At 56.0% G+C, this 8,817-nt stretch carries 11 protein-coding genes; 5 read left to right on the forward strand and 6 right to left on the reverse strand.

The genetic code is table 11. From position 1 onward, the window contains the following. Positions 1-49: 49 nt before the first annotated feature. The 5 genes from cysA to EDC52_RS04135 form a co-directional block, all read right to left on the reverse strand. Positions 50-1,141 (reverse strand): sulfate/thiosulfate ABC transporter ATP-binding protein CysA, encoded by a 1,092-nt coding sequence (cysA, locus tag EDC52_RS04115; protein ID WP_131864036.1) that lies wholly within the window; start codon positions 1,139-1,141, stop codon positions 50-52. After that, complete coding sequence (cysW, locus tag EDC52_RS04120) at positions 1,138-2,007, reverse strand: sulfate/thiosulfate ABC transporter permease CysW (RefSeq protein WP_131864037.1); 870 nt, start codon at positions 2,005-2,007, stop codon at positions 1,138-1,140. The genes cysA and cysW overlap by 4 nt, the downstream gene beginning before the upstream one ends. Continuing rightward, positions 2,007-2,840 carry a sulfate/thiosulfate ABC transporter permease CysT gene (cysT, locus tag EDC52_RS04125; protein ID WP_131864038.1) on the reverse strand — a complete coding sequence of 278 codons (834 nt, stop codon included), beginning with the start codon at positions 2,838-2,840 and terminating at the stop codon, positions 2,007-2,009. Before cysT ends, cysW begins: the two co-directional genes overlap by 1 nt. Then, positions 2,840-3,862, reverse strand: a complete 1,023-nt coding sequence (gene cysP, locus EDC52_RS04130; RefSeq protein ID WP_131864039.1) for a thiosulfate ABC transporter substrate-binding protein CysP — start codon at positions 3,860-3,862, stop codon at positions 2,840-2,842. The genes cysT and cysP overlap by 1 nt, the downstream gene beginning before the upstream one ends. 318 nt (positions 3,863-4,180) lie before the next feature. Beyond that, positions 4,181-4,774, reverse strand: coding sequence for an RpoE-regulated lipoprotein (locus EDC52_RS04135; protein WP_131864040.1), 594 nt, complete (start codon positions 4,772-4,774; stop codon positions 4,181-4,183). Positions 4,775-5,038: 264 nt separating this feature from the next. Between EDC52_RS04135 and EDC52_RS04140 the strand changes: the two genes are divergently transcribed. Then, positions 5,039-5,434: a YgiW/YdeI family stress tolerance OB fold protein gene (locus EDC52_RS04140; RefSeq protein WP_165911648.1), complete on the forward strand. Its 396-nt coding sequence runs from the start codon at positions 5,039-5,041 to the stop codon at positions 5,432-5,434. Between the two features lie 152 nt (positions 5,435-5,586). On the opposite strand, the gene EDC52_RS04145 is transcribed toward EDC52_RS04140, so the two are convergent. Beyond that, the gene (locus EDC52_RS04145; protein ID WP_131864042.1) at positions 5,587-6,012 is read right to left on the reverse strand and encodes a GNAT family acetyltransferase; all 426 of its coding nucleotides are present in this window, start codon (positions 6,010-6,012) and stop codon (positions 5,587-5,589) included. A 196-nt stretch (positions 6,013-6,208) separates the two neighbouring features. Between EDC52_RS04145 and hemF the strand changes: the two genes are divergently transcribed. The 4 genes from hemF to EDC52_RS04165 form a co-directional block, all read left to right on the forward strand. Beyond that, entirely contained in the window at positions 6,209-7,135 is a 927-nt protein-coding gene (gene hemF / locus EDC52_RS04150; RefSeq protein WP_131864043.1) for an oxygen-dependent coproporphyrinogen oxidase, read from the forward strand. Beyond that, entirely contained in the window at positions 7,135-7,590 is a 456-nt protein-coding gene (locus tag EDC52_RS04155) for a YaiI/YqxD family protein (protein WP_131864044.1), read from the forward strand. Before hemF ends, EDC52_RS04155 begins: the two co-directional genes overlap by 1 nt. A gap of 160 nt (positions 7,591-7,750) precedes the next feature. After that, positions 7,751-8,701 carry a transaldolase gene (gene tal / locus EDC52_RS04160; RefSeq protein ID WP_131864045.1) on the forward strand — a complete coding sequence of 317 codons (951 nt, stop codon included), beginning with the start codon at positions 7,751-7,753 and terminating at the stop codon, positions 8,699-8,701. 12 nt (positions 8,702-8,713) lie between these two features. Beyond that, the coding region (locus tag EDC52_RS04165) for a hypothetical protein (protein ID WP_131864046.1) at positions 8,714-8,817 on the forward strand (104 nt) is incomplete at its 3' end.

Here is an 8,817-nt window from a genome sequence, read left to right on the forward strand (position 1 = left end):
GCGGCCGGGAGGCCGCCTGCGACAAGGCTAGGAGTGAAAATATACCGTATCAGGCGCTTTGGGCGAAAGCAACCGGTTGCAATCGCTTGTCACCCGCATACAGCCGGGCATTCTGGCCGCCCAGGTAATAGCGCTGGCCGCGCACCGGCGGCGTGGCCGCTTCGCCGGGTAATACCACATTCAGCATCTCATGATGCCAGCCAACCGGCTGGACCGACAGTTGCCAGTAATGGCCCCGCGGGCTGACGTCGATAACCTGGACCGGCAGCGGACAGCGTTCATCAGGCTGCGGACTGATCTGCATCTCCCATGGGCGCAGGAATACATCCACTTTGCCCTGATGAAGAGGTGCATAATGCAGTGGCCAGTGGTGACTGCCGATATACAGTTGGGATCCGCGGATTTCGCCATCCAGCCGATTAACCTCTCCCATGAATTCGAGCACAAAACGGCTGGCGGGCTCACGCCATACGTCGTAGGGCGAGCCAACCTGCTCAATGTTGCCGTGACTCATCACCACCAGTCTATCAGCGACTTCCATGGCTTCTTCCTGGTCGTGGGTGACAAACACGCTGGTGAATTTGAGTTCTTCGTGCAACTGACGCAACCAGAGGCGCAATTCTTTGCGCACCTGGGCATCCAGTGCGCCGAACGGTTCATCCAGCAGCAAAATCTGCGGTTCAACCGCCAGGGCGCGGGCCAGAGCCACACGTTGCTTCTGTCCGCCCGACAATTGGGAGGGATAACGATCGCCCAAATGCGCCAACTGGACCATATCCAGTAATCGGGCGACCCGTTTCTTGATACCGGCCCTGTCCGGACGTTCTTTGCGCGGCAGTACGCTCAGTCCAAAAGCAACATTATCGGCAACCGTCATATGGCGGAACAGGGCGTAGTGTTGGAACACAAAGCCGACATGGCGATCACGAGCATGTGTCCGGCTCACGTCTTTACCGTTAAAGCGCAGGCGGCCGCTATTATGGTGCTCAAGGCCGGCGATAATGCGCAGCAAGGTGGTTTTACCGGAACCGGAGGGGCCAAGCAGCGCAACCATCTCGCCGGTCGGGATATCCAGCGAAACGTCATTCAACACTTTGGTACGGTCGAAGTATTTGCTGATGTTATCGATTTCGATACTCATAGGGGCTCCCCTTTTTGAAGTTCCGCCTGATGACGCGCCAGGCGCCACTGCAAACCGCTTTTGACGAATAATGTAACGATGGCCATCAGAGTCAGCAGAGCAGCAGCGGTAAAGGCGCCGACCGTGTTGTAATCCTGATGGAGTAATTCAACCTGCAGAGGCAAGGTATAGGTTTCGCCGCGAATAGCGCCGGAGACCACCGATACCGCACCGAATTCGCCGATGGCGCGGGCGTTGGTCAGTATCACGCCGTACAGCAGCGCCCAGCGGATATTGGGCAGCGTCACGCGGCGGAACATCTGCCAGCCGGAAGCACCCAGCAGAATGGCGGCCTCATCTTCCTCGCTGCCCTGACTCAGCATCACCGGAACCAGCTCGCGCACCACAAAAGGACAGGTAACGAATACGGTCACCAGCACCATGCCGGGCCATGAAAACATCAGTTGGACATTGTGCTCATCCAGCCAGCCGCCCAAGGGACCATTGGAGCCGTAGAACAACAGGTACAGCAGGCCCGCCACCACCGGCGACACCGCAAACGGGATATCCATCAGGGTCAGCAGCAGCTGACGCCCGCGAAACGCAAAGCGCGTTACCAGCCAGGCAAGCAAAATGCCGAATACCAGATTGACCGGGACGGTGATTAAGGCCATCAATACCGTCAGCCAGATGGCATGCAGCATGTCCGAGTCGCCAAGGTTGGTCCAGACTACGCCGAGCCCCTGTGACAGCGCGGTAATAAAAATGTAGACCAGCGGCACGATCAGCAGCAGGAAAGACAGCAGCATGCCGGTACCGACCAGCGCCCATTTGGTCCAGTCGATGCGCGAGCGAGCCACGCCGTTGAACGTGCCGACATCAGACATCAGTGGCCTCCCAGGCGCCGGCCAAACCGTGACTGCAATACGTTGACGCCGAACAGCAGCAGCAGGGACGCCGCCAGGATCACCGACGCTACCGCGCTTGCTGCCGGATAGTCGAATTCCTGCAGGCGGATAAAAATCATCAGCGAGGTGACCTCGGTTTTCCAGGCAATATTGCCGGCGATAAATATCACCGCGCCGAACTCTCCCAGGCTGCGGGTGAAGGACAGTACCGTTCCAGCCAACAGGGCCGGTGAGACCTCAGGCAACACGACGCGCCTGAAGCTTTGCCAGCGGCTGGCGCCCAGGGTCTGGGCCGCCTCTTCGTATTCCGGGCCCAATTCCTCAAGTACCGGCTGCACGGTGCGTACCACGAAAGGGATGCTGGTAAAAGCCATCGCCACGGTAATGCCGAGCCAGGTATAGGAAACCTTGATACCAAATGCCGCAAGCCAGGCGCCGTACCAACCCGTCGTGGAAAACAGCGTGGCAAGCGTCAGGCCGGCCACTGCGGTTGGCAGGGCAAAAGGCAGGTCCATCAGACCATCGAGCAGGGATTTACCGGGAAAGGTGTAACGGGTCAGGATCCAGGCCATCAGCATGCCGAACACGGCGTTGAACAGCGATGCCACCCCGGCCGACAGTAACGTTACTTTATAGGCGGCTATCAGTTGGGGAGCGGTCACTACCTCCCAGTACTGCTGCCAGGTCATCTGCGCCAGTTGCATGACCAGCGCACTGAGCGGCAGCAAGAGAATCAGACAGACAAACAGCAGACTGCTGCCCAGGCTCAGGCCAAAACCGGGCAATACGCGTTTTGTTCCGAGAGCCAGCATTACTTATGCCCCGCCGCCAATAGCCGATCCAGTTCGCCCCCGTTGTTGAAATGATCTTTCATTACCTGCGGCCAGCCGCCGAACTGTTCCTCTACCCGGAACAGATTGACCTTTGGAAAACGGCTACCGGCTTCTGCCATGATCTGTGGATTATTGACCCGGTAGGCGTAGCTGACGATGATGTGTTGTGCTGCCGGACTATAGAGGTAGTTCAGATAGGCTTTAGCCGCTTCGGTAGTGCCATTTTTGGCGGTGTTCTTGTCAAGCCATGCTACCGGGAATTCAGCCAGAATGTTGGTTTCAGGTACGATAACGTCATACTTGTCGGCTCCATACTGGTTGCGGATATTATTCACTTCGGATTCGAAGGTTATCAGCACATCGCCCTGACCACGTTCGACGAAGGTCGTTGTCGCACCACGGCCGCCGGTGTCGAACACATCGACATTGGCCAGGAACTTCTGCATCCAGGCACGGGTTTTCTGCGCATCGCCGCCGTTGGCACGGCTGGCGGCACCCCAGGCAGCCAGATAGGTGTAACGGCCATTACCCGAGGTTTTGGGATTTGGAAACACCAACTTCACATCACTGCGGGCCAGGTCTTCCCAGCCGTGAATGTTTTTGGGATTGCCCTTGCGCACCAGGAACGCCATGGTGGAATAAAATGGCGAACTGTTGTTTGCCAGCCGCCCCTGCCAGTCTGCCGGCAGCAGGTTGCCGCGATCGTGCAGGATCTGGACATCGGTTACCTGATTATAGGTGACCACATCCGCACTCAGCCCTTGCAGGATCGCCAGCGCCTGACGAGATGATCCGGCATGGGATTGCTTGATGGTCAGTGTGTCGTCCGGATGTTGCTGCTGCCATTGCTTTTCGAATCCTGGGTTCAACGCAGTAAACAATTCCCTGGAAACGTCATAGGAACTGTTGAGCAGTTCGCTCGACATCGCCGGGCCGCAGGCAAGCATGATTGCCGCCACTAACCCCTGGATGGTACGGCCTATTCTGTGCGTCAGCTTCATGATGTTTCCTAGGTGTGTTAACCGGTCTTTATCCCCGAATACGCTTAGTTTATTTATAACTACCCCGTTTGCTGTAACGCTTTTATATATCGTTTGGTGCTTTATGAGCATTAAACGCTATAAGCCTGGAAACGGTGCGGGCGGGTGCGGTGTGCAATGGCATTGAGTCGGCCACTAATCGCCGGGAGAAAGCAGGAAATTCAATGAGATAGGTAGAACTCATGCGTCAAACCAGGCTGGCAACGGGAGTGTCGCCAGCTTAGGGGTCAACCTTAACAGGCCGGCCTCTTTAGGCAGCCGGTTTATCTTGGTCGCGTTTCAGGCAGGGTTTGCGGCACTGTGCCAGATAATTTTGCTGACTTTCCAGCTTTTAAGGGCATCGTCGGACGGCATTAGCTCATCCGGTCCATGCCAGCTGCCGGAAAAAACATAGCTGATATGGCCACTTTGCGGGGCGGCACAGACCACACTGTCACGCTCGGCCCCGTCGCCTTTCTGACAGGCACCGAAGGCTTTGCTGTAAAGGGCGCTGAACGGCGTGCCTATTTTGATGCCGGTCGCGCTGGGAATCGCGGGATCGGCGACCACAACCTGCTCAACACGCCCGCCGCCCTTGCCATACAGGGTCAGTCTGACGGTATTGTCGCTCAGGGCTTCATAGAAATTGACTATCGAGCCGTTACGGGTTTCTGCGCCACCTCGCAGCCGATAGCCGCCTCCCAGCCCCTCATCGATAGCCTCCTCGTTAAAGGCGGTCGAAGCACTGATTTTGCCGACCCCCTGCTCGGTCACCATCACCTGGTCGCCGAACCAGTTGAAAGGCGACAGGCTGGACCACGACATTGACGACAGGGTGGAACAACCGGCCAGCATCAGCGGCAACACAAGCAAGAACGGGCGAAACTGTTTCATGGCAAATCCTTTAAAAAAAGTCCGGGTGGATGTCACCAGACGGTAACGAATATGTCTTGGATACCCATCTCGTTCAAAAGTGCCCCAGCATACCGGCTATTCACCGACTTGTGGGCGCCATTAACCTTTTCGCCGCCCCAGGCTCGCAAATCATCGCTCATGTGCCATGCTTAAGCCATGGTTTATTAAGGTGAAGTTAAACGCCTTAGCATAAAACTCATGCGTCCGAAGCTGGACCCGCACGACGATAAAGGAGAACAAAGCATGAAAAGACTGATTATCGCCGGATTTTTCACCCTGGCAAGCCTGCCGGCGCTGGCCCAGCCCGGTGGCGGCTTCAAGGCAGACGCAGTGCCGCCGCCGCCTGAAAAGCATGACAGTGGCTATCGCGGAACCGAGGATGCCAAATCTACCTCAATAGAGGATGTCAAAGCTCTGCGTGACGGTGCCTGGGTTACTCTGGAGGGACATATCATCCGTAAAATAGATGATCGCCGCTATGAGTTCCGTGATAACACCGGTTCGATTAATATCAAGGTGGCCGGCGACACCTGGAATGACCAGGAGGTGTCGCCTGAGGATCTGATTGTCATCAGCGGCAAGAAACATCAGTCCGGCAACACCTTCGGTGTCGATGTTGAATACGTGCTAAAACAATAGCGTATTACGCACACTGGCTTAGGCAGCGCAGGGCTGCTTATCCGCCCTGCGGTTGGCCATATTTCAGGCGGGCAGCCGCCGCCTATCCAGCACCATCGTTGCCCTTTACCTTCTGACTGGCGAGCAACCTGGCTATGCATTCCCCTGATCGACTAATACTCCTGGTCGACGATCAGGCGTTTGCCCAGTAAAATAGTATCCTGGGTTTCGTAATCCAGTTTTTCATACATGCCGAGCACAGCGTCATTATCCTCGCGCACCATCAGATTTATTTTCGGGCAGCCGCGGGCCATCAGCTTTTTCTCCAGCCGGCTTATCAGCGCATTGGCAATACCACGTCCACGGTAGTCGGGGTGAACGCCAAGATAATAAGCCGAACCGCGATGACCATCATAGCCCCCCATCACCGAGCCAACGACTTCACCCGCGACTTCTGCCACCAAAAACAGCGAAACATCGTCCTCAATCTTGCGCTCAATATCCATTTCCGGATCATTCCAGGGCCGCAATAAATCGCATCGCTCCCACAGAGTGATTACCTCTTCAAAATCCTCTTGCCGAAATACACGGATTTCCATCGCTGCCGCCACCGTTATCAAATTGAGCCTTGATGATGATTATCACGTAATCCGGGTTCAAGGCAAATAGCATCGTATTATCGCCGCCCTCCCCCCGCTGCGCCGGGTCGTTGATTGGTCATGCAACCAGGGTGAGGTTATACTGCCAGTCGATCATTGCCTGTAGCCTGTAACCTTGATGAGCGAAGTAAATCAAATGAGCCAACCTGACACCAGCACCATCAAATCATTCCTGCTTTCCCTGCAGGACACCCTTTGTGATGCGCTTGCCGCGGCCGATGGCCAAGCGATGTTCAGTGAAGACCGATGGCTGCGCGAAGGGGGAGATGGCGGTGGCGGCCGTACCCGGCTGCTGCGCCAGGGAGCGGTATTCGAGCAGGCCGGGGTTAATTTCTCCCATGTGTACGGCCAGGCCCTGCCCCCTTCGGCGACCGCCCACCGCCCAGAGCTGGCCGGTCGGTCGTTTCAGGCCATGGGCGTCTCCCTGGTGGTCCACCCCCTAAGTCCACAGGTACCGACCAGCCACGCCAATGTTCGCTTTTTCATTGCCGAGAAACCCGGCACTGATCCGATTTGGTGGTTTGGCGGCGGGTTTGACTTGACGCCCTATTATGGTTTTAAGGAAGACGCGGTCCACTGGCATCAGACGGCTGAATCCCTGTGTCGCCCGTTTGGCGACGATGTCTACCCGCGGTATAAAAAATGGTGTGATGACTATTTCTATCTCAAGCATCGGCAGGAAGCCCGCGGTATCGGGGGACTGTTTTTCGATGATCTTTCCAAACCCGGCTTTGAGGAGGCCTTTTCCTTTACTCGGGCAGTCGGCCAGGGTTATCTCGATGCTTACCTGCCGATTGTCGCTCGTCGTAAATCGCTGCCCTGGGGTGAGCGCGAGCGGCAATTCCAGCTTTATCGGCGCGGGCGTTATGTCGAATTCAACCTGATCTGGGATCGGGGTACGCTGTTCGGACTGCAGTCCGGCGGACGCACTGAGTCAATATTGATGTCGATGCCGCCGCTGGTGCGGTTCGAATATGATTACCACCCCGAACCTGATAGCCCTGAGGCGCGGCTATATCAAGACTTCCTGCCGGTCCGCGACTGGCTGGCGGAGGGCTGTTGATGGTTATCTGGGTCGATGCTGATGCCTGCCCAAAGGTGATAAAGGAAATCCTGTTTCGCGCCGCCCAGCGCGAGTCGGTCACCACCACCCTGGTGGCTAATCAAAGCCTGGCGGTGCCCCCTTCTCCTTTTATCCGCACTCTGCGAGTATCGGCGGGGTTTGATGTGGCGGACAACGAAATCGTCAGGCGCGTCAGTGCTGGCGATTTAGTGGTTACCGGCGATATCCCGCTGGCCGCCGACGTTCTGGAGAAAGGAGCGATAGCCCTGAACCCGCGCGGCGAGCTTTATCGGCCAGAAACCATCCGTGAAAAACTGACGCTGCGCGACTTTATGGACACCCTTCGCGGCAGCGGCATCCAGACTGGCGGCCCACCGCCGCTCAGCCAGCGCGAGCGCCAGGAATTTGCCCGCGAACTGGACCGCTGGCTGGCGCAACTCAAAACCAATCAGTGAAGCTTGCCCGGTTTTGCAGCAAAAGAATGCTTTATCATTGCATTTACTCATTACAATAATCAGAAAAAGCGTATTTCATTCTGCGTCCTGTTGAGGCAGTGTTATTCTTAAGTTAATCATCGCAAATTTTGAGTCGTTTTTTTATTCATGGAGCCAAGAAATGAATCAGTTAGAAGCGCTTAAGCAATATACTACTGTTGTCGCCGACAGCGGCGATATCGAGTCTATTCGCCATTACACACCGCAGGATGCCACGACTAATCCATCATTAATCCTTAAAGCCGCCAGTCTGACCGCTTACCAGCCGCTGTTTGAAGACGCGCTGGCTTATGCGCGCCAACAGGGCGGCAATCGCGAAACGCAGCTCATCAATGCCAGCGACAAACTGGCGGTCAACATCGGCGTTGAAATTCTCAAAAGCGTGCCGGGTCGTGTTTCGACCGAAGTCGATGCCCGTTTATCGTTTGACCGCGGTATGTGTGTGGCCAAAGCGCGGAAACTGGTGGCCATGTACCAGAATCAGGGCATCGATAAATCACGGATCCTGATCAAACTGGCTTCTACCTGGGAAGGCATCAAGGCAGCCGAGGAGCTGGAGCGTGAAGGCATCAATTGCAACCTGACCCTGCTGTTCTCTTTTGCCCAGGCACGTGCCTGCGCCGAAGCCGGTGTATATCTTATTTCACCGTTCGTTGGTCGTATTTATGACTGGTATAACAAACGTGAACCGATGGAACCCTATGACGTTAGCCAGGATCCGGGCGTCAAATCCGTTCGCAGCATCTATGAATATTACAAACAGCATCGCTACCAGACGGTGATTATGGGCGCCAGTTTCCGTAAAGTGGAACAGATCCTGGCACTGGCCGGCTGTGATCGCCTGACCATATCGCCTAATCTGCTGGATGAACTGCACAAGAGCGATCAACCGCTGGAACGTAAGCTTTCCCCCTCAACCGAAGGTTTCCATCAGCCGGCACCGCTCAGCGAGTCCGAATTCCGTTGGGAACACAATCAAGACCCGATGGCAGTCGAAAAACTGGCCGAAGGCATCCGCCAGTTCGCGGTTGACCAGCAGAGCCTGGAAGACTTACTGTCAGCAAAATTGTAATCTGGAGCTTAAATGACCTCTCGTAAAGTGCTTGCCAATGCCATCCGCGTCCTCAGTATGGATGCGGTGCAGAAAGCCAACTCCGGCCATCCCGGTGCCCCAATGGGCATGGCCGA

Source organism: Biostraticola tofi (genome assembly GCF_004343195.1).
GTDB lineage: Bacteria > Pseudomonadota > Gammaproteobacteria > Enterobacterales > Enterobacteriaceae > Biostraticola > Biostraticola tofi.